The sequence below is a fragment of the Gelidibacter sp. F63206 genome (assembly GCF_023015735.1).
Window position 1 is genome coordinate 11,935 of the sequence record NZ_JALKAU010000049.1, and the last position, 20,833, is coordinate 32,767.

Below are 20,833 nucleotides of genomic sequence, written 5' to 3' on the forward strand. Positions count from 1 at the left end.
TTATTGAACCGTAAAAGATCTGTTTTATTCAGGGATTATCAATGGTAAAGGATGATTATCTTTTTCGGGGAAAAGGGCCTGTTTGTCGGCCAGTTCGTTTGCTAAGGTCTGCATCATATTTTTGAGGCGTTCTGGCTGGGTGTCCGCTAAATTTTTGCTTTCAAACGGATCGTCCCTTAAGTAAAAAAGTTCGTAGCTGGGCTGATTGCTTTCGGGATGGTAATGGTAAACCAATTTCCAATCAGCCTGAACCAAACTCGTGAAATAATTGCTTCTATGGTCGCCATGTGGAAAATGGTTTAAAAAGATTACTTCCCGATTTTGATTGTACTTTCCAGAAAATTGCTGATGCAGATCAAAACCGTCAAGTGGATAGGCGGGTGGCGTTTGCACTCCGGCCACGCGACTAATGGTTGGAAAAATATCCAATATGGTCCCCAATTGGCTCTGTACAGCTCCTTGGGAAATGGGTAGTAACTGTTGGTTATTGTTCTTGACATCGGGAGTCACCCAAGCGGCTATAAACGGTACTCGCATACCGCCTTCCCAATGGTTGCCTTTTTTACCTTTTAAAGGGGAGGAGCTGCTGTAATTGTTCGTGATGGTCAGTGGCGCATCCGAGCCGTTATCGCCCAAAAACAGGATGAGCGTGTTTTCACCAAGTCCCAAATCTTTAATGTGTTGCATGATATCTCCGAGAGATTTGTCCAACCCTTCAACCAGCGTGGCATAAGCTTGAGCTTGATCTGAATACCCCGAACTTTTATAGTGTTCGGCAAATCGAGCATCTGAATAAAACGGTGCGTGTACCGCATAATGGGACATGTTCAGAAAGAATGGACGCCTCTCCTTATGGGCGGCCGTGATAGCCGCGTTGGCTTCTAAGGTCAAAGCCTCGGTCAGGAAAATGTCCTGTCCGTGGTATTTTTCAAGTCCCGGAACGGCCCTGCTTTTATTACCGCCAGTATGGCCAAAACCTTCAGTACCCAAATAGCTGCCAGGTTGTCCAATGGAACTGCCGGCAATATTGACGTCAAATCCAAGGTTTAGTGGATCTTCGCCTTCACTGTCAAAAGGTCCAAAATGTGCTTTGCCCACGTGAATGGTTTTATAACCGCGTGCTTGCAAGAGTTTGGGAAGGGTCAAAGATGCCTTGGTCAAGCCTTTCCAATTCCACGCCGAGGGCCCATAAGCAGTGCGATTGTCAGACTCTGAACGGATCCAGTTGGTCACTCCGTGCCGTGCCGAATTTTGTCCCGTCATTATCGAGGTACGTGATGGCGAACAGACCGAATGTGCATAAAAATTCGTAAACCGAATGCCTTGTACGGATAGTTTTTCCATGTTTGGGGTGATGTAAAAATCGTTTAAAGGATAGGAATGTGGCTGGCCGGTAGCATCGGTCAAAAAAGGGACCGAGGTGTCCATCAGACCCATATCGTCTATTAAAAACAGAATAATATTAGGTGGAGTAGCAGGCTCCGATTTTTTTACGGCACAGCTTTGAATTCCCAAATAAAATAACAAAAACAATACTAAGAGCGGGGAAATGCTGCGCATGGTGCAAAATTTTAGTTAGCGAAAGATTATCTGTAATCCTGTTAAAAAGATGCTACCAAAATTAAGCTTTTTACGCCTCTTAACAAAAATGGACTAAGCGAAACAAAATGGGGTGGTCCATATCTATCTTCCGTTGCAAAAAGAATGTTTAAAAAATATCCTGGCCCTGTGAACCTACTTTCTATGCTATGTATGATTAATGCTTTTGGAGACGATGGCCTTGTCTTTTCGGTACGGGACAAAAACGCTTATGCGTTACATTTTTTATGAGTAACAACCACATTTTATATTAATTTTAATTCAAAATTATAGCATGTACTACAGAAAAAAGCATGGTAAAGGCTTTACTTATCGCAACGAAAACGGTGCTACCATCAAAGATGGAGAGATCCGGGATTGGATCAAATCCTTGGTGATTCCACCTGCATGGACCGAGGTGGAAATCAATGAAAATCCTAAGGCCGATTTGCTGGTGACTGGACGGGATGACAAGGACCGAAAACAGTACATCTATCATCCCGATTATATTGAACATCAAAATGCCAAAAAATTTGATCGGATTATTGCTTTTGCCGATCAGTTGGAGCATATGAGGCGGGTGACCGGACAGCATCTGAGACAAAGAAAGCTCTCTCGCGAAAAAGTTTTGGCCACCATGCTCCGGTTGATGGAGTCGGCATTTTTCAGACCCGGCAGTGAGGTTTACGCCAAAGAAAACCAATCGTACGGCCTTACCACCATTCGGAACAAACATTTAACAATAAATGGCGACGAGCTTATTTTTTCCTACACAGGAAAGTCGGGAAAGGAACAGGAAAAACACGTGGTGGATAAAAAACTTGCTAAAATAGTCAAAGCCATTGACGACATGCCCGGGTATGAGATCTTTAAGTACTTGGATGAAGATGGTAACATTGTGGACGTCAAAAGTGACGACCTTAATTCCTATATTCGGGAAGTCATGGGAGAGGAGTTTTCGGCAAAAGACTTTCGCACTTGGGCCGGTACGATGATTGCCGCCATTGCTTTGGACGAATTGGGTGTGGTGGAAGAAAGCGACCAAAAGTTATTGGACAAAAACATCAAGGAGGCCGTTAACCAAGTGTCAGAACGGTTGGGCAATACGCCGGCCGTCGCCCGTAGTTCCTACATTGATCCGCGTATTATCGACGACTATTTAGAGGGTCGTACGCTGCATTATTTTGAAAAGGAAATCCAAGCCTTGCTCAAAGATGCCGAAAACCTGTCCAAAGAGGAAATTGGGGTACTTTGTATGTTGCGAAATCGCCTTAAAAGGAAGTCTTAGACTTTTACAGAGCGGAACAAACTCTACATCTTCTTTTTTGGCACGCATTAAATAAGATGTAGAAGTGCTTAATCCAAATTTTTGCTGGTTGATTTCCTATTGGCCATGAGTTTTATTCCCACCAGTGGGTTTTAATATCCGAGGATTATCTAGATCGAAAAAATAATTCCTTATTCATATCTCGTGGGCTTGCCCGCCCGTACCCGTCGGACCGGCCCCGAGGTTCATGATTCTTGGGGTGTTGATTTCAGTAAACTAAACGCTTGGATTCTTCTAAAATCCACTCACTTTAATGCAATTGTTGATAACCATTTGACAACAATTTTGACTAGCCTCAAAAAGTCATATTTAAAATCGACATCTTTACACTTCGAGATTTTTTTCTAATTTTTAGCACTTATTTGTATGGAGATTACCCAGGTGATTAAAAGGGATTTTACCACAAAACCCTTTCATTTACAGAAGATTACTGATGCGATATTGAAGGCGATGACCGCTGCAAACCATGGAGGACCGGAAGATGCACAACGCATATCTGAAACGGTCTATGAAGCACTTTTAGACAGGAAAGGACAGGATGGGAACTATATCCCTACTGTTGAGGAGGTCCAGGATTTTGTGGAAACGAAATTGATGGAAAGTGGCTTTTTTGATGTGGCAAAAGGCTACATTCTTTACAGAAATCAGCAGACCCAAAAACGTAAACTGAACATCTTTGAAAAGCGTATCAATCTGAAGCCTTATGAGTATCCCGCACTTTATGAATACGTGCCGGCCATCCGACATTCATATTGGATCCATACTGAATTCAACTTTACGAGCGACATCCAGGATTTCAAAACCCGTCTTACGGAAGTGGAACGCAGTGCCATTAAAAACACCATGTTGGCCATCTCACAAATTGAGGTTGCCGTCAAGAGTTTTTGGGGCGATATCTATCACCGGATGCCAAAACCGGAAATTGGTTCTGTAGGCGCCACTTTTGCGGAAAGCGAGGTGCGCCATCACGATGCATATTCACATTTATTGGAAATATTGGGTCTTAATGAAGAATTTAAGGACCTCAAGAAAAAGCCTGCCATTATGATGAGGGTACAATATTTGGAAACCGCTCTTAAAAATGCTAAAAGTGAAGACAATAAGGAATATGCAGAATCGATTTTGTTGTTCTCATTATTTATTGAACATGTCTCATTATTTTCTCAATTCTTGATCATTATGGCCTTTAATAAGCATAAAAATATGCTTAAGGGAATTTCAAACGTCGTGGAAGCCACTTCAAAAGAGGAGCAGATCCACGGTGATTTTGGAATTGATATCATTAAAATAATCAAAGACGAAAATCCAGAGTGGTTTGACGAGAACTATAATACAATGATCCAAGAAGTCTGTAAAGAAGCCTTTGCATCTGAAAGCAGGATCGTGGACTGGATTTTCGAAGAAGGTGAATTGGACTTTCTTCCTAAAGCCATAGTCAATGAATTTATAAAGAACCGATTCAACAATTCCCTAGAAAGTATAGGAATAGAAAAAATATTTGATATAGACGAAAGCCTCATTGCCCAAACGGAATGGTTTGATGACGAGATCATCGGGACCAAGCATGGCGACTTCTTCGTGAAACGCTCTATCAATTACAGTAAAAGAACTCAAAGTATAACCAGTGATGACCTTTTTTAAATGAACAATCTAAACCAAACCCTCGACACACAAACTTCAAAAACAATTTCAGAAACTGACCACCTTGTAAACGCTCGAAAAGAAGCGCTCCAAAAAACTGGAGAAATAAAAACACAAGGTTTTGAATGGCTTAATGAACATAGCCGTAACTTTTTAGCTTCAGGCTATCTAACGCCGGGCACTACGGCCGAGGAACGCATTCGCGAAATAGCCGATAGAGCCGAACAAATATTGGATATCCCAGGGTATTCTGATAAATTTTTCAATTATATGTCTGAAGGGTTTTTCTCTTTGGCATCACCAGTTTGGTCCAATTTTGGTAAGAAAAGAGGTCTCCCAATCAGCTGTTTTGGGTCGCATATTGATGACGATATGGGCAATATTCTTTATACCCAATCTGAAGTTGGCATGATGTCTAAACTTGGTGGCGGAACATCTGGTTATTTCGGCAAAATCCGTCATCGTGGGGCAGAGGTAAAAAATAACGGACAAGCATCTGGAGCGGTTCATATCATGCAGTTGTTTGAATCTATGGTAGATGTTGTGAGCCAAGGTTCAGTGAGACGTGGTCGTTTCTCTCCGTATTTGCCAGTAGAACATCCGGATATTATGGAGTTTTTGGAGATCGGTACGGAAGGAAACCCTATTCAGGAATTGACCCACGGCGTTACCGTAACCAACCAATGGATGGAGGAAATGATTGCCGGTGATGAAGCAAAACGTTCTATTTGGGCAAAAGTGCTTCAAAGGAGAGGTGAAATGGGTTACCCATACATTTTCTTTAAGGACAATGCCAATAATTCGGCTGCCGATGTTTATAAGGATAAAAAACTTCCTATTTACGCGAGTAACCTATGTACGGAGATTATGCTGCCTTCCAATGACGACTGGTCTTTTGTTTGCGTGCTTTCTTCGGTGAATTTATTGCATTACGACAAGTGGAAAGATACGGACGCGGTAGAGACTATGGTATATTTCTTGGATGCCGTCATTACTGAGTTTGTTGAGAAATTGGAAGCCTATCGCGATTCTGAAAGTAGAGAAGATAGACAAACCTTCCTTTTTATGGAACGTGCCTATAATTTTGCCAAGGACAATCGTGCTTTGGGACTTGGGGTCTTGGGCTGGCATTCACTTTTACAATCAAAAATGCTGCCTCTAAATAGCCAAGAAGCCTACAATTTGAACAGCGAGATATTTAAGCTGATTCAAGAAAAATCGTATAAGGCTTCAGAGGAATTAGCGGAGAAATTTGGCGAGCCAGAAATTCTTAAAGGCTACGGGAGACGTAATGCGACCTTGAATGCCATTGCACCAACCACATCTTCTGCATTCATTTTGGGCCAAGTATCACAAGGCATTGAACCTATCTGGTCCAATGTGTACGTGAAGGACATTGCAAAAGTGAAAACGACCATCAAAAACTCTTACTTGGAGGTCTTGTTGGAAGAAAAAGGTCAAAATAACCCAGAGGTTTGGAGAGATATCCGTAACAACGATGGTTCAGTTCAGCATCTTGATTTTTTAACCGATCATGAAAAGGATGTGTTCAAAACCTATTCCGAAATTGACCAATTGGATTTGATCTATCAAGCGGCCAACCGTCAGAATCATATTGATCAAGGCCAATCGGTAAATATCATTGTTCATCCGGAAATGCCGGTGAAAGAGATCAATAAAATTCATGTGACCGCATGGAAATTGGGATTGAAATCACTTTACTACCAGCACAGTATGAATGCTGCCCAGAAGTTTGCACAAAAGAAAGACTGTGCGAGTTGTGAGGCATAAATGATTTAAAGTTATTGTTGTCCAATGAAGGTCATAGAAAAGTTTCTGGAAAATAAGATGTTATTTTGAAAGCCTCTAACATCCCCTGCTTTAAATGGGTTTGTTAACTTTCGTTTTTTTATCGGACACAATGTTTTAAAGTACTATCGAAATAATAATTAAGAACAGGTTCAGTATTTGCTGGGCCTGTTTTTTTATTCCCAACAATAGGTTTCAATACCACGAGGTTCTTGATTGATTCAAATTGAGTCTGATTTCATCGTGCTGATATGACATAGTGTTTATGTTTTTGGAATTCAATGATAATGCTCTAGTTATTTAATTGAGCTTTTGAGTAGGCAATGGCACTCAAAATCTGGTGATATAAAATGTTAAACAATAGCCTAATTCCTAGCCATCGTAAATAATTATTTGTATTCTTGTAAGTTGAATTCTATATGGATGTCAGAGGAGATAGAAAACATAAATAATACGCATAACAAATCGGTTTCAAAGATGGAAGATGCCACCTTGGCTTCTGAAAACAGCTCAACCGCGAATGAATCGGCACCTGATTTAAAGACGAAGCCAGTGAAGAAGGCGTCTTTTTCTGATCGGATGAAAAACCATCGGTTTCTTCTTGTTCGTGGGATCTATTATTTCTTTTATTCAATCTGGGCGATTGTAATGGCCATCGGAATGTTCATTGCCTGGTTGATTGCCATGTTGTTTATATGATGCAAAAATTGCCATTGAAACGGTTGCATTTATATGTGCTGTTGTCACTTGTTGTGTTTCTGGTCGTACAAATTTCAAAATACTATTCTATTGCCGGACCGGCTTGGGTTTTCCATTATCTCAATGATTTTTTAGCTATTCCAATGATTGCCACAATAGGCTTGCACGGTGTTTGGTTGATTAAACAGGATAGGACCTTACGATTAAATGGTTTTACCATTCTTAGTTTGGTAGCACTTTACTCTGTTGTTTTTGAGTATTATCTTCCACAACAGGATGAGCGTTATACCGGCGATGTTTGGGATGTGGTCTGTTACGGTTTGGGAGGGCTGGTATTTTATGTCTTGCAGAAAATGGAGTAGCTATTATTTAATTTTAAAGGTTCCTTTCCTTTAATCTTTTCGTTACCCGATCTAAAATGACTTTATAAAGCGGAAGGAAAAACAGCGCGCTGATGATGATTTTAAAAATATAATCGACGGTGGCAATTTCGACCAGATTTTCTGCAAGATAGGTGTCTGATGTTTTGTAAAAGGCAATAAAGAAGAATGTCAGAGTGTCCATAAAATTTCCAAAAACCCCCGAAGCCAATGGCGCATGCCACCATTGTTTATGCTCCCGAAGTTTATTGAACACAAACACATCCAAAATCTGCCCCACCACATAAGCCGCAAAACTGGCAATGGCGATTCGAGCCACAAAAAGATCAAAGCTGAGTAAGGTGTCAAATCCCAGCCAAACGCCTTGTCGAAACGCAACCGTAATAAAATAGGAAACGGCCAAGGCTGGAAACATGGCATAAAAAACAATTCGGCGTCCCATTTGCGCTCCAAACAGACGTACGGTCAAGTCGGTGGCCAAAAAGATGAACGGAAAGGTAAACGCACCCCAAGTGGCCTTGAAACCGAAAACAGAGATTGGAAACTGCACCAGGTAATTGCTTGACGCAATAATAAGAATATGAAATCCGACCAGTAATAATACCAGTCGCGAGTGTTTAGTAAAGGACATAAATTTTTTCTTAGTTTTTTAACGTGGGAGAATTTCGAACCACGTGTCCCATTATATATGGAAAATTAAGGGCGCAAGTTAGCTATTATTTTGGTGGTTTTAAAGTTATGAGTTATGAGTTCAGAATTCAGAGTTCAGAGTTCAGCGTTTAGAGTTTTTTCAGTCGCCGGTCGGCTTTCATCCTCCGTCAGCTGTCATCGGTCATCTAAAATTTAAGCCTTTCAATTTCTTAGCTCCATTTTGTTAAGTGAACAATTTTTGTTTTCTCAGGGTTCTTTCTGCGAAAATCTGCGTAATCTGCGGGAGAAAAAAGGGTGATGTTCTGTCTTCAGTTTGTCTGTACTTCCGTCCCCTGTCCTCGGTCATCTGTCATCTAAAGTTCAAGCCCATCAATTTTCCAGCTCCACTAAGTTGTGTGGACAACTTTCTGTTTTCTCAGGGTTCTTTCTGCGAAAATCCGCGTAATCTGCGGGATAAAAACAAGAAAAAATTCTGTGTCCAGTTTATCTGTGCTTCCGTCCCCTGTCATCGGTCATCTGCCATCTAAAACGAATCAATTTTCCCAAAGTGTTTCGGCGTGAGCAATAAAATAATGAGCGTAAGCAGTCCCACGGTCAATAAACCGATATAGACCGTGTGTGTCGAATCGAAAAATGCATGTTGCAGATAGCTCTGAACGCTATCATCTGAATGTGCAGATTGCAATACCTCCACCACCTCATTCACTTTGGGTAGCGTACTTTGCAAACCTTCTGGGGCCTCAGTCATTTTATCAAATAACACCGAATTGAAAATAGCGGCAAAAATGGCAGCGCCTAAACTTTGACCAAAATATCTCGAAAACATACTGGCGCCTGTCACAACCCCTCTTTTTCCCCAGTCTACGGTCGATTGCACGCCTACCATCAATGGTGTAGAGATCAATCCAAATCCGGCACCCATAAGCAACTGAATGCCCACCAAAACGGTTACCGAACCAGGATATGGCATGAAAAGGAAACTCGAAACCGCAATAATAACAACGGAAATGCCACACAGCGCCGTGTTTCTAAATCCAATCCGTAGATATAATTTCCCGGAAAGTGAAGACGATATTGGCCAGGTGATACTCATACTCGCCAGAATAAAACCTGCCATAATCGCCCCAACGCCTATGACCGATTGGGCAAAAACAGGTAAGAACATATTGGGTCCCATAGTCATACAGCCCATGCCTATGGTAGCCAAATTGGCACCCACAAGAACGCGCTTTCGCCAGACCCATCTCGGTAGGATGGGACTTTCGGCGCGCGACTCAATTTTCATGGTAATAAACACTAAAACGGCAGCAATTCCGGTGAAAATTAGGGTCTCATAAGAAATCCAATCCCAAGATTGTCCCCCTTGCATCAGTCCGAACATAATAAATCCGCCAGTAACCAATAACGCAAAAGCACCAAGCCAATCGATTTTTGTGTATTTTATCGGTTTGTTTTCATTCAAAAAAATGTAGATCATAATAATAGAGCCGATTCCAACGGGAATATTGATCAGGAAAATCCACCGCCAAGACGCATAGTCCGCAAAAGCGCCTCCTATTGTGGGACCCACAATAGCAGAAACGCCCCAAACACTGGAAAGCCAACCCTGGATTTTTGCGCGTTCTTCAAGCGTATAAATGTCGGCAGCAATGGTATTGACCGTCGCCATAATGGCACCTGCACCAACGGCTTGCAGACCTCTAAACACAATCAAGCTAATCATATCCCAAGCCCCGGCACAAGCAGCAGAGCCTAAAAGAAATACAATGACGCCATAAATAAGGATGGGTTTGCGTCCGTAAATATCGGCGAGTTTCCCATAAATGGGAATCGTAATGGTTTGGATCAGAAGATAAATAGAGAATAACCAACTGAACAGTGAAAATCCACCCAAATCGCCCACAATTTGCGGAATGGCCGTAGCTACAATGGTATTGTCCATGGCTGCTAAAGCCATGGTTATCATTAAAGCCGCTAATATCCAGCCTCTACTTTTTTGGCTTTGGACGTTGTGAGTCATAAAATGAATTCGTATTAATTTATTTCGCGCAAAGTTAAAACTTAATAGATGAATGCTTGAGACCTTTAGCAGCGATTTTTGTCGACTCAAAAAAATGAAATGAACGCATTTTAGAATCTATTATCGAATCTTACATTTTTGAATGAAATCTGATAAAATTGAGGATCATAATTAAACAATGCCAATAGGCATTTAACCATCGAAGCGATGAGGACAGCGTATCTACAAAAAACTATAAATTCAAAAGATTATTTTTATGTCCTGATGCGATAAAATCCTTGAATTATATGGTTATATTCATGGACATTTTCATGCCCACATGATCAACTATACTACGACATATAGAAATATGGCCGATTTGAAAGGTATTTGTACTTTGCAAAAAGCCAATTTGAAAAAGAATCTATCAGATCAGGAGATTGAGACCTATGGATTTGTGACGGTAGACCATAGCCTGGAAATGCTTGAAAACTTAAATGCCATTGAACCCCAAATTGTGGCAAAAGACGATAAGGAAGTTATTGGGTATGTGCTGGCGATGACAAAACAATCAAAGTCAGATATTCCTATAATTCTCCCGATGTTTGAGGAGTTCGAGAAAATCGATTATAAGGGTCAATTGGTATCCGAATATAATTATATGGTTGTTGGACAGGTTTGTGTCCACAAAAATTACAGAGGAAAGGGCGTTTTTGAAAAGTGTCTTCAACTTTATAAAGATACATTTGCCAATCGCTATGACTTTTGCATCACGGAAATCGCCTTGACCAACCATCGTTCAAGAAATGCCCATAAAAAAGTGGGGTTCAAGGAAATCCATATTTATACAGATTTGTATCAGACCCAATGGGTCATTGTGCTATGGGATTGGAACGATTCTTATCCACATATCTAAGTTTGGAACCCATAATTTACTAACAAAATATGTGTAAATACTTTCATAACTACCTCGGCATAAATTCAAAATTGACGGGTGGCTTGTAGAATGTACAGAGAAGAAAAACTTCGAATTAATCCGGACTTGTTTTGGTTCATAATCAACAATCCATCTATTTTGTTTAAATGTGGTCCAAGGATGTCAAAACGGTTGCCAGATTTATAAAAAGATAAGGATGTATCTTGAGCAATTAGGCCACAGTTGGTGTTTTCCGCCAACAATCATTTTATATCCATGACTTTCTTTCAATCTATTTAAATTACTTATTTATTAAACAAATCAATCGTCTTTTCAATCGCTTTATCAAACTTCTCCCATGACTCTTGAGAAGTCAAGTCAGTAGTGATAAACTTTTTATTGAATTTAGACAACAGTGTAAAATAGACATATCCGCCAATCATCAATTGAAAGGCATGGTTAAGAGAACTGTCCTTATCAGAAATGGCAAAAATTTTCCCCATTTCCTTATTGCTATATTTAAATAAATCGCGTGTTGCCTCGTTGTTTTCAAGCAATTGCCATCGCAGAATTTCTTGGGTGAGTTTGTTCTCTCGAAGCTCTTTTGTCCCGGCCATGGCAAACTCCTTGAGGTCTTCAACCGTCGCCAAGTCTTTATCGTGAAGCGCCAACATCGATTTAAAAAAGTCACCTTTCTTAGCCAGTTGTAGAAGTAAGCCTTCCAATCCGCCAAAATACCGGTAGATTAATTCTTTAGACACTCCGGCTTTCTTGGCAATGGCATTAATGCCTACCGCTTGCGGTCCATTTTCTTCCAAAAGGCTTAAAAAGCTTTCGTATATTTTTTCTTCGGTTGCGGCTCTATCTTTCTTCATGATATCATTTGAATGTTTAATTGGTATTATAAATCTTTGAGGTTTAATACCATTCCTATTTCTATCTTATTTTCTCGTAAAGGGGGATAGGTGTCTTTCATTAAATCGAACATATAGGTTAACGGAACGTGGTCAAAGGTCCCATAATCTTCCAAATACTCCATAAATACCGAGGTGCCCGAACTGTCATAAGCCTGAAACAAAGAGTCAGTTGTCCCATCGAAATCTAAGGGCGCAACATTCATTTTTTCGCATAAGGATTTATTGAACGCCGGAGTTGCTTTCACCCATTTGCCGTTTAAATAGAGTTCAACATAACCGTGTGGGACCAGGACATCATTACCAAATTTTTCAATGATATCATCCACAGCAATATGGTTTTTAACCTTTGCCAGACCCAATCGTGCGGGAATATTTTTAGCGCGTAAAACACTGATCAATAAAACAGCTTTATCCAAACAATGGCCTGTTGTATGGGTGCTTATCTTGGACGCTCGCCAATCGTTTGGCTTTAAACTAATCCTATAGGGGTTATAAGGCCAGGCATCCCGAATATAGTAATAGGCTTTTATTGCAAAATCCAAAGATGTGTCTTTGCTGCTATCTTCGCTTATTTTTTTAATGATGTTTTGAATGTTTTGAGACGAATAATCAAAATTATAATTCTCTTCCAAATATGTCATATCAGTTAATTATATGCCTTATAGTTAATAATAGTGTTTATTAACATTAGATTTTGTAAGTTTTTATTATTTTTAAGTCGTTTTGCTTGACAAATATAAATCTTTAGTTTAGATTTGTAACCATGTGGTCACATATTTTTTTACTTTATATGTTACCACCCAGTAACTCTTAAAATACAACATCAGATGGAGGCATATATTTATGATTCTGTAAGAACACCCCGTGGAATCGGTAAAAAAACAGGGAGCTTGTCTCAAGTAAGCCCCGTGCAATTAGTAACAACTTTGCTTTCGGCCTTAAAAGAGCGCAACCATTTAGACACGTCGTATGTTGAAGACCTCGTTCTGGGCTGTGTCACGCAGGCTGGTGAGCAAGGCGGTAATATTGCTAAGGTGGCTGCGCAGGTGGCTGACTACTGCGATCATTTAGCCGCTGTTTCTTTAAATCGGTATTGCGCCTCAGGACTGGAGGCTGTCAATCAGGCCGCAGCGCGAGTGAGATCGGGGTGGTCTGACTTAATTATTGCTGGAGGGGTTGAATCCATGTCGCGTGTACCCATGGGTATCGACGGTTCGGCGTGGGTGATGGAGCCGGATGCTGCCTTTGGTAAGTTTGTGCCACAGGGTATTTCGGCCGATTTAATCGCTACCAAATATGGGTATTCTCGAAATGATGTGGATAGGTTTGCCGTAGAATCGCAAAAACGAGCTGCAGCAGCTTGGTCTAAAAATGCATTTCATAAATCGATAGTTCCGGTTACCGATATTAACGGACTGGAAATCTTGGCCAAAGACGAATATATTCGTGCCACCACTACAATAGAAGCTTTGGGGAAGTTAAATCCCTCTTTCGAACAGATGGGGGCCATGTTATTTAATCAAACGGCTTTGGATACCTACCTTGAAGTTGAGCGTATAAACCATGTGCATCATGCCGGAAATTCCTCTGGACTTGTGGACGGTGCGGCACTAATGCTGATTGGTTCCAAAGAAATTGGAGAAAAATTAGGATTGACTCCAAGAGCGAAAATTAAAATGGGAAGCATCATCGGCTCGGAACCATTAATTATGTTGGAAGGTCCTACGCCAGCCACTAAAAAGGCTTTGCGCAAAGCCGGAATGACTGCTTCAGATATCGATTTGTGGGAGATCAACGAGGCGTTCGCCGTAGTGCCATTGCGTCTTATGGAAAATATGAACATAGACCATTCCATTGTCAATGTCAACGGCGGGGCCATTGCTATGGGCCATCCTTTAGGCGCTACGGGCTGTATGATTTTGGGGACGGCGCTGGACGAATTGGAACGGCAAGATAAAAGCACTGCTTTGGCCACACTCTGCGTGGGTGGCGGTATGGGCATTGCTACAATAATCGAACGTATTTAATCGCTAAAAAAACAGAAACAAAAATGCAACATATAACATATACCATTGATACGGACGGCATTGCTTTTATTACTTGGGATGTCGCCAATTCTCCAGTGAATATCATGAACGTAGCGACCATTTCAGAATTTTTCACTGCGATAGATCAGGCGATTAATGATGAGGCTGTCAAAGGGATTGTGGTCAACTCAGCCAAACGGGATTTTATAGCGGGAGGCGATTTAAAGTGGTTTTTAAATTTTGAGGCCACCAAAAAGGAGTCCTTTGAAATGCTGATGAAAACCCATCAAGCCATGCGTCAAATGGAATTATCTACAAAACCGATCGTTGCTGCTTTAAGTGGCCTTGCCTTGGGTGGCGGATTGGAAATTGCCCTCGCCTGTAACCACCGCATTATGACCGATCATCCTACCAATAAAATCGGATTGGTAGAGTGTTCTGTAGGTTTATTCCCCGGAGCAGGTGGGACGCAACGTTTTTTGCGATTGTTGGGTCCAAGAAAAACCATAGAATATATCACCCAGTCCAAAAAATTGTCGGCAGAACAAGCCCTAAAGGACGGGTTGGTCCATCAGCTCGCGGCACCAACCGATGATATCAATGCCTTGGCCAAAGCATGGATACTAAAAAATCCTGAAGTGACCCAACCATGGGATGATAAGCGGTTTGTGGTTCCGGGAACGCCAAATGGTATCGGTCAAATATCAGGTTTTACTGAATTTTATTCCGTATCCAATGCCATGGCTTATAAAACAACCCACGGCAATATGCCGCATATTAAAAATGTGTTGAACGCCATATATCACGGGAGTTCAACCGGCATTGATAAAGCCTTGGAGGTTGAAGCACGTTATTTTGTGGATACCTTATTCTCTAAGGAAACAAAAAATATCATTCGAGCGGCTTTTGTATTTATTGGTGATGCGTCCAAAGGAAAAGCGAAACCAAAGGGATTTGAGCAAGCAACTTATAAGAAGGTGGGTGTTTTGGGAGCCGGAATGATGGGTGCAGGGATTGCCTATGTGTCTGCAAAAGCAGGGTTGGATGTGGTTTTAAAGGATGTTTCGTTGGAAGGTGCAGAAAAAGGAAAAGCATATTCAAACCAATTGGAGCAGAAGAAAATTGATCAAGGGAGAAGTTCCGAAGGGAAATCGGCCCAGCTTTTGGATAAAATCCATCCAACGGATGCTGTTGATGATTTAAAAAACTGCGATTTAATTATCGAAGCGGTCTTTGAGAATTTAGAGCTCAAATATAAAGTGACCAAAGAAACAGAAGCCGTCATCAGTCCTGAAGTCATTTACGCCAGTAATACCTCCACCATCCCCATCACCACTCTGGCAAAAGCATCTTCTAAGCCTGATAAATTTATCGGATTGCATTTCTTTTCGCCGGTAGATAAAATGTCTTTGGTAGAGGTTATTGTAGGTAAAGAAACCTCAGATGAAACTTTGGCGGCAGCTATAGACTACGTTACAAAAATCAGAAAAGTACCTATCGTGGTAAATGACGGTCGCGGATTTTTCACCTCTCGCGTTTTTGGGAAATTTGTAAATGAAGGCATCGCCATGTTAACGGAAGGTATTCCGCCAGCAGTTATAGAAAATGTAGCCAAGAAGATCGGCATGCCGGTGGGCCCTTTAGCCATATCTGATGAGGTCAATTTGAAACTCATGTTAGACATTATGAGTGAAGATCCTACTTTGACAGATTTTGAAAAAGAACTGGAAAAAACAATTTCGACGATAGTCCATACTCGCAAAAGACCAGGTAAAAAGGAAGGCAAAGGGTTTTATGACTATCCAAAAGAGGGCAAAAAACACCTTTGGAAGGAATGGTCCACTATTTACCCAAAACAAACAAAATATAATGAAGAGGAAATAGGAAAACGCCTATTGTTCTCAATGGTTATTGATTCGTACCGATGTTTGGACAGTGGTGTTTTAACAGAACCAAGAGATGCGGATATCGGTTCTATCTTAGGACTTGGTTTTCCAATTTATACGGGTGGAGTGATGTCTTATATTGATTATATTGGTGGACAGCAATTTAAAGACTATGCCGCTGGTTTGGCTGAAAAGTATGGCGAGCGATTTCAATTGCCTGAATCCCTTATAGAGCGGATTGAAAAAGCAGGAACCAATCGTGTGTTCTATAAAAACTAATATTAGTGCCCGTAAAAAAAAGTTTTCATATCGCTCTTAGACATTAGAATTTTAAACTGAAAATACAATACCGATTTTTTGTTTGCCCCGCCCTAAAGGGAGCAAAAAATCTTAAATGATTAATTAATCGGAGAATAAGCCACCCTTTAGGGCCGATAACTATCGGGAGGGGCAATGATTATTCGGATTTTAAATGAGCAACCTCAATTTTTTGGGATTAATTGCGGATATGCAAAAAAAAGTTAAGAAAGTCTTTTAAAGTAATTGATATACTGGGTTTTCAAGTGGAAATCTTACTATTTTGAAGTTTTTTACAGCAGTGTATTCGGGCAACTTTAATTTGAATTGAGGTGTTTGTTAGATTGTTACAATCATCCCGAAAGGTTTCGGGATTGTTCCCTATTTGTTCGGCAGACAGGTATAAGCGAAGCGCCTGCTTGTCGTTAGGCAGGTCTTGATTCCTGAATTTACATCAATGAAAAACAAAATAATCACTAAAAAAAGTAGCCATGTTACAAAACGTATTATTAGAACGAAAAATATATGCCTCTGAAGAACACAAAATGATGCAGGGCATGATTCAGGATTTTATCAATAATGAAATCTTGCCCCAAGTGGAAACCTGGGAAAAAGATGGCATGGTGAGTCGCGAGATCTGGAAAAGGGCAGGCGACTTAGGTTTGCTGTGTATTGATATGCCAGAAGACTATGGCGGCGCAGGACTTGATTTTAGTTTTAGCGCCTTATTTATGGAAGAGTTGACAAAAAAGGGCATCACTGGACCTGGTTTCTCATTGCATTCGGATATTGTAGCGCCATACCTCCTCAAATATGGAACAGAGGCACAAAAAAAGAAGTATTTGCCACCTATGGCCACAGGTGAAATGATTACTGCTATTGGCATGACTGAGCCTAATTGTGGTTCCGATTTACAAGCCCTACGAACCAAAGCTGTGGACAAAGGCGATCATTATCTCGTAAGCGGACAAAAAACCTTCATCACCAATGGGTACTTATCGGACATGTCCATTATCGCTGTAAAAACTAAACCCGGAACCCCTGAAGAAGGCGTTTCCTTATTAATTATGGAAAGCCAATGGGAAGGTTTCGAAAAGGGGGTGCCTTTCAAAAAAATAGGGATGAAGGCTCAAGATACCTGCGAGTTGTTTTTTGATAATGTAAAAGTGCCCAAAGAAAATTTATTGGGTGAAGAGGGCCAGGGCTTTAAAATTATGATGACCGAATTGGCCCGTGAGCGACTTTCAGTAGCCTTGGCAGCTATTGGTGGTGCAGAAGGCGCCATTGAAGATACCATTGCTTACACCTCTACCAGAACCGCTTTTAAACAACCTATTGCCGGTTTTCAAAATACGCAATTCAAGCTTGCTGAAGCGGCGGCGCAATTGCAAATTCACCAAACTTTTGTCGATCGCTGTACGGAAGAGTTATCACAGCATAAACTCTCTGCAGAAAGTGCGTCTATGGCGAAGTTTTCGGCAACTGATATGCACAGTAAAGTAGTGGACGAATGTTTACAGCTGTTTGGTGGTTATGGCTATATGTGGGAATATCCTATTGCCAGAATGTATGCCGATAATCGCGTGGCTCGTATCTATGCGGGTACAAACGAAATCATGAAATTGGTGGTGGCCAGAGGCTTGTTTAAAGAGCTCTTTGCAGAAATGAAGGCCACGCGAAAGCAACAAAAGAAACAATGAAACAAGAACTTAGCATTACAGATTTTAAAGTGCGAACAACGATAGTTGTGCAGTGGGGCGAAATGGATGCGTTCCAACATGTTAATAATGTCAATTATGTGCGGTGGGGAGAAACTGCTCGCATCGATTATTTTAAGACCATGGGTTTTATTATAAATCAGAATCCTAAAAAGATGCTCTATGCTCCGATTTTAGGATTTCAGTCGGTAAAGTATATTTCTCCTGTACTTTATCCAGACACTATTATTATTGGTACCAGAACTGAAGAGATTAAATCCGATCGCTTTGTGTTAAAATCTTATTTTTTCAGTACCCAACAAAACCGATTGGTTGCCCTAAAGACTCATGAGGTGGTCATTGTCGATTATAACAAGCAACAAAAAATCGCACTTCCCAAAGCGGTTATAGAGGATATAAACCAATTAGAAAAATAATGCAAGAATCAAAACCATTGCAAGGTGTTACAGTTATTGATTTCACCCGATTGTTGCCAGGCCCTTTGGGCACTCATTTATTAAGTCAATTGGGCGCAAAAGTGATGAAGATTGAAAGTCCAAAACGCTTGGACTATACCCGTTTTTACGAGCCTAAACTGGACGATAGTTCTTTTATGTTTCACACGATGAACCATTCAAAAGAGATTTTAAATATCGATTATGAAACTGAGGAAGGTTATAAAAACGTATGCGGTTTAATAGCTACTGCTGATGTGTTGATTGAGCAGTTCAGACCGGGGGCCATGGCCAGTTTTAATTTGGATTTTGATACGGTAAAAAAGATCAATCCCAACATCGTTTATGTGTCAGTCACAGGCTATGGGCAAAGTGGCGAATTACAAACCAAAGCTGGACATGATATTAATTATTTGGCTACAGCGGGTTTATTGGACTTAAATAGAGATGAAAAAGGAAAACCCGTTATTCCTGGATTTCAAATCGCCGATATTGCGGGTGGATCCTATATGTTGCTTTCTGCCTGTACTTCAGGATTGTTGGCTCAGAAACTACAGAATAAACCACAATATATAGATCTGAGTTTGCTCGATGCCACCATGCCCTTAAATGCCATTGCACATAGTATGGCTGAGGGCGGCGCTTCGTATAAACAAACCCCCATTTTAAGTGGCATGCTCGTCAACTATAATGTGTACGAATGTTCCGATGGAAAATGGATGGCCTTGGGTGCTTTGGAAATGAAGTTTTGGAATGTCTTCTGTGATATGGTGGAAAAACCGGAATGGAAAAGAACATCAGAATTGGAGTTGATCAACGGTGTTTTTCCTAAAAAAGAATTGGACGTGCTTTTTAAAACGAAAACAAGGGACGAGTGGGCCCGTTTAAGCGCTACCCACGATATATGCTTGTCACCAATTCTCCAAATAGAGGAAGTAACCATGAACACACATCTAATGGAACGGCATGTCTTTAATGATAGCACGATAAAGAATCGCACGCTGAAAACCTATGCGGCTCCTTTTAAAACGTATAGTTAGTTTAATACTTTAGATAAAGATAGAGAAGATAGAAAGTTAATTAGAAGCCTATCCAATGTCCTGTTGAACGCAATTGTCAGGTTGAGCACAGTCGAAACATCTTTAAATTAAATATTGTTTAGTTAAGCATAATTGTCAGGTTGAGCGCAGTCGAAACCTCCGTTAAATAAATAATGTCAGGTTGAGTTCTAATTGTCAGGTTGAGCGCAGTCGAAACCCTTCATAATCATCACTAAAATCAATAGCATACAGTTCAGTTACACATATACTAATAACTTTTTGTACCATGCCTAAAAAACTCACACACTTATTCGATTTACCAGAATATCAATTATGTCATACGCCGCAACAAAAAGCATTTAATACAAAAGTAGGAGGGGAGTGGAAGGCATTGAGCACGCAAGAGTACTGCAATCAAATAGTCATCATTAGCAATGCTTTAATTGAATTAGGTGTTAAAATAGACGATAAAATTGCTATTGTAACCGAAAAGAATTGCGTAGAATGGCATATTTTAGACATGGCTATTTTACAGATTGGCGCAATAAACGTCCCTTTGTATGCCACTTTATCCTCAAAAGACTACGAATTTATCTTAAACCATTCCGATTCAGTAATGTGCTTTGTTTCCAATAAGGATTTATTTGAAAAAGTACAATCGGTTCAAAAGAACACACAAGTCGCTTCAATTTTCAGTTTCGACACTACAGTTTCCGATAACAACTGGAATAAATTAGTAGCCTTAGGAAAAAAGACAGATCATCATTCAGAAGTTGAAGCGCGCAAAGCAAACATCTCCCCACAACATCTCGCCACTATTATTTACACCTCGGGGACTACTGGAGTTCCAAAAGGAGTGATGATTACCCATGAAGAACTGTTATATACGGCGACAATGTGTAAGGAGTTATTAAATTTACACGAACCTCATCTCCCGATGGTGAGTTATTTGCCCATCAGTCATGTTTTTGAACGTTTGGTCATGTACTACTACCAGTATATGGGATTTGAAATTTATTTTGCAGAATCTTTAGAAAAACTGGTCGATAATTTACAAGAGGTAAAACCTGCGTTTCTTCCAATTGTGCCCCGTTTGCTCGAAAAGATATACGATAAAATTATCGCAAAAGGCAATGAGCTCTCAGGTCTGAAAAAAATACTATTCTTCTGGGCAGTACGTCTTGCCGAACGTACAGAAATCGATCAAAAAAGAGGTTGGCAACATCAACTAGCGGACAAATTAATCTACAGTAAATGGCGTGCGATTTTCGGAGGAGAGTTACGGTTTTTGGTGTCAGGTTCCGCACCACTACACGAACGATTGATTAAAGTATATACCGCAGCCGGACTGCCAATTTATGAAGGCTACGGCATGACAGAGTCTTCTGGAGTGATTTCTATAAATGGCTATAAAAAGGGAGAATCGCGTTTAAAAACCGTGGGTAAGGTGGTATCGAGTTTGGAAGTTAAAATCGCTGAAGACGGTGAAATCCTTTTAATAGGATTGAATATCT

Annotated in this window: 17 protein-coding genes and 1 riboswitch; of the genes, 12 read left to right on the forward strand and 5 right to left on the reverse strand. The window is 40.6% G+C overall.

Annotated elements, in window-relative coordinates; all coding sequences use genetic code 11:
* Nucleotides 1–24: 24 nt before the first annotated feature.
* A complete protein-coding gene (locus MWU32_RS01885) occupies nt 25–1,560 on the reverse strand; it encodes a sulfatase-like hydrolase/transferase (RefSeq protein ID WP_246937262.1) in 1,536 nt (511 codons plus the stop codon).
* Between the two features lie 313 nt (nt 1,561–1,873).
* On the opposite strand from MWU32_RS01885, the gene MWU32_RS01890 reads away from it, so the two are divergent.
* The 5 genes from MWU32_RS01890 to MWU32_RS01910 all read left to right on the forward strand — a co-directional run bounded on the left by MWU32_RS01890 (nt 1,874) and on the right by MWU32_RS01910 (nt 7,416).
* Nucleotides 1,874–2,866 carry a DNA topoisomerase IB gene (locus tag MWU32_RS01890; protein ID WP_246937264.1) on the forward strand — a complete coding sequence of 331 codons (993 nt, stop codon included), beginning with the start codon at nt 1,874–1,876 and terminating at the stop codon, nt 2,864–2,866.
* Between the two features lie 405 nt (nt 2,867–3,271).
* Complete coding sequence (locus MWU32_RS01895) at nt 3,272–4,546, forward strand: ribonucleotide-diphosphate reductase subunit beta (protein WP_246937265.1); 1,275 nt, start codon at nt 3,272–3,274, stop codon at nt 4,544–4,546.
* On the forward strand, nt 4,547–6,337 hold the full coding sequence (locus tag MWU32_RS01900; RefSeq protein ID WP_246937267.1) for a ribonucleoside-diphosphate reductase subunit alpha: 1,791 nt from the start codon (nt 4,547–4,549) through the stop codon (nt 6,335–6,337).
* 441 nt (nt 6,338–6,778) lie between these two features.
* Nucleotides 6,779–7,054, forward strand: coding sequence for a hypothetical protein (locus tag MWU32_RS01905; RefSeq protein ID WP_246937269.1), 276 nt, complete (start codon nt 6,779–6,781; stop codon nt 7,052–7,054).
* Entirely contained in the window at nt 7,051–7,416 is a 366-nt protein-coding gene (locus MWU32_RS01910; protein WP_246937271.1) for a hypothetical protein, read from the forward strand. The genes MWU32_RS01905 and MWU32_RS01910 overlap by 4 nt, the downstream gene beginning before the upstream one ends.
* A 13-nt stretch (nt 7,417–7,429) precedes the next feature.
* Here MWU32_RS01910 and MWU32_RS01915 read toward each other — a convergent pair whose 3' ends face one another.
* Both MWU32_RS01915 and MWU32_RS01920 read right to left on the reverse strand, forming a co-directional pair.
* Entirely contained in the window at nt 7,430–8,065 is a 636-nt protein-coding gene (locus MWU32_RS01915) for a 7-cyano-7-deazaguanine/7-aminomethyl-7-deazaguanine transporter (protein WP_246937273.1), read from the reverse strand.
* A gap of 4 nt (nt 8,066–8,069) precedes the next feature.
* A riboswitch (PreQ1 riboswitch) is annotated at nt 8,070–8,114 on the reverse strand.
* A 494-nt stretch (nt 8,115–8,608) separates the two neighbouring features.
* Complete coding sequence (locus MWU32_RS01920) at nt 8,609–10,105, reverse strand: MDR family MFS transporter (RefSeq protein ID WP_246937275.1); 1,497 nt, start codon at nt 10,103–10,105, stop codon at nt 8,609–8,611.
* Nucleotides 10,106–10,424: 319 nt separating this feature from the next.
* Here MWU32_RS01920 and MWU32_RS01925 point away from each other — a divergent pair, with 319 nt between their 5' ends.
* A complete protein-coding gene (locus tag MWU32_RS01925; RefSeq protein WP_246937278.1) occupies nt 10,425–11,000 on the forward strand; it encodes a GNAT family N-acetyltransferase in 576 nt (191 codons plus the stop codon).
* A gap of 305 nt (nt 11,001–11,305) precedes the next feature.
* Here the strand turns inward: MWU32_RS01925 and MWU32_RS01930 are convergent, their stop codons facing one another.
* Nucleotides 11,306–11,875 carry a TetR/AcrR family transcriptional regulator gene (locus MWU32_RS01930; RefSeq protein WP_246937280.1) on the reverse strand — a complete coding sequence of 190 codons (570 nt, stop codon included), beginning with the start codon at nt 11,873–11,875 and terminating at the stop codon, nt 11,306–11,308.
* A gap of 26 nt (nt 11,876–11,901) precedes the next feature.
* Nucleotides 11,902–12,558: a transglutaminase-like domain-containing protein gene (locus tag MWU32_RS01935; protein WP_246937282.1), complete on the reverse strand. Its 657-nt coding sequence runs from the start codon at nt 12,556–12,558 to the stop codon at nt 11,902–11,904.
* A gap of 186 nt (nt 12,559–12,744) precedes the next feature.
* Between MWU32_RS01935 and MWU32_RS01940 the strand changes: the two genes are divergently transcribed.
* The 6 genes from MWU32_RS01940 to MWU32_RS01965 form a co-directional block, all read left to right on the forward strand.
* Complete coding sequence (locus tag MWU32_RS01940) at nt 12,745–13,944, forward strand: acetyl-CoA C-acetyltransferase (RefSeq protein WP_246937284.1); 1,200 nt, start codon at nt 12,745–12,747, stop codon at nt 13,942–13,944.
* A gap of 23 nt (nt 13,945–13,967) precedes the next feature.
* Nucleotides 13,968–16,109, forward strand: coding sequence for a 3-hydroxyacyl-CoA dehydrogenase NAD-binding domain-containing protein (locus MWU32_RS01945; protein WP_246937286.1), 2,142 nt, complete (start codon nt 13,968–13,970; stop codon nt 16,107–16,109).
* Nucleotides 16,110–16,618: 509 nt separating this feature from the next.
* Nucleotides 16,619–17,827 (forward strand): acyl-CoA dehydrogenase family protein, encoded by a 1,209-nt coding sequence (locus tag MWU32_RS01950; RefSeq protein ID WP_246937288.1) that lies wholly within the window; start codon nt 16,619–16,621, stop codon nt 17,825–17,827.
* Nucleotides 17,824–18,261 (forward strand): acyl-CoA thioesterase, encoded by a 438-nt coding sequence (locus MWU32_RS01955; protein WP_246937290.1) that lies wholly within the window; start codon nt 17,824–17,826, stop codon nt 18,259–18,261. Before MWU32_RS01950 ends, MWU32_RS01955 begins: the two co-directional genes overlap by 4 nt.
* Entirely contained in the window at nt 18,261–19,319 is a 1,059-nt protein-coding gene (locus MWU32_RS01960; protein WP_246937292.1) for a CaiB/BaiF CoA transferase family protein, read from the forward strand. The genes MWU32_RS01955 and MWU32_RS01960 overlap by 1 nt, the downstream gene beginning before the upstream one ends.
* Before the next feature lie 286 nt (nt 19,320–19,605).
* Nucleotides 19,606–20,833, forward strand: a 1,228-nt coding sequence (locus tag MWU32_RS01965; RefSeq protein ID WP_246937294.1) for an AMP-dependent synthetase/ligase, incomplete at its 3' end; no start/stop codon positions are given.

What these genes read in the sequence shown, in the direction of transcription:
- MWU32_RS01885 (WP_246937262.1), bottom strand. Translation starts at nt 1,560, where the DNA reads ATGCGCAGCATTTCCCCGCTCTTAGTATTGTTTTTGTTATTTTATTTG.
- MWU32_RS01890 (WP_246937264.1), top strand. Translation starts at nt 1,874, where the DNA reads ATGTACTACAGAAAAAAGCATGGTAAAGGCTTTACTTATCGCAACGAA.
- MWU32_RS01895 (WP_246937265.1), top strand. Translation starts at nt 3,272, where the DNA reads ATGGAGATTACCCAGGTGATTAAAAGGGATTTTACCACAAAACCCTTT.
- MWU32_RS01900 (WP_246937267.1), top strand. Translation starts at nt 4,547, where the DNA reads ATGAACAATCTAAACCAAACCCTCGACACACAAACTTCAAAAACAATT.
- MWU32_RS01905 (WP_246937269.1), top strand. Translation starts at nt 6,779, where the DNA reads ATGTCAGAGGAGATAGAAAACATAAATAATACGCATAACAAATCGGTT.
- MWU32_RS01910 (WP_246937271.1), top strand. Translation starts at nt 7,051, where the DNA reads ATGATGCAAAAATTGCCATTGAAACGGTTGCATTTATATGTGCTGTTG.
- MWU32_RS01915 (WP_246937273.1), bottom strand. Translation starts at nt 8,065, where the DNA reads ATGTCCTTTACTAAACACTCGCGACTGGTATTATTACTGGTCGGATTT.
- MWU32_RS01920 (WP_246937275.1), bottom strand. Translation starts at nt 10,105, where the DNA reads ATGACTCACAACGTCCAAAGCCAAAAAAGTAGAGGCTGGATATTAGCG.
- MWU32_RS01925 (WP_246937278.1), top strand. Translation starts at nt 10,425, where the DNA reads ATGATCAACTATACTACGACATATAGAAATATGGCCGATTTGAAAGGT.
- MWU32_RS01930 (WP_246937280.1), bottom strand. Translation starts at nt 11,875, where the DNA reads ATGAAGAAAGATAGAGCCGCAACCGAAGAAAAAATATACGAAAGCTTT.
- MWU32_RS01935 (WP_246937282.1), bottom strand. Translation starts at nt 12,558, where the DNA reads ATGACATATTTGGAAGAGAATTATAATTTTGATTATTCGTCTCAAAAC.
- MWU32_RS01940 (WP_246937284.1), top strand. Translation starts at nt 12,745, where the DNA reads ATGGAGGCATATATTTATGATTCTGTAAGAACACCCCGTGGAATCGGT.
- MWU32_RS01945 (WP_246937286.1), top strand. Translation starts at nt 13,968, where the DNA reads ATGCAACATATAACATATACCATTGATACGGACGGCATTGCTTTTATT.
- MWU32_RS01950 (WP_246937288.1), top strand. Translation starts at nt 16,619, where the DNA reads ATGTTACAAAACGTATTATTAGAACGAAAAATATATGCCTCTGAAGAA.
- MWU32_RS01955 (WP_246937290.1), top strand. Translation starts at nt 17,824, where the DNA reads ATGAAACAAGAACTTAGCATTACAGATTTTAAAGTGCGAACAACGATA.
- MWU32_RS01960 (WP_246937292.1), top strand. Translation starts at nt 18,261, where the DNA reads ATGCAAGAATCAAAACCATTGCAAGGTGTTACAGTTATTGATTTCACC.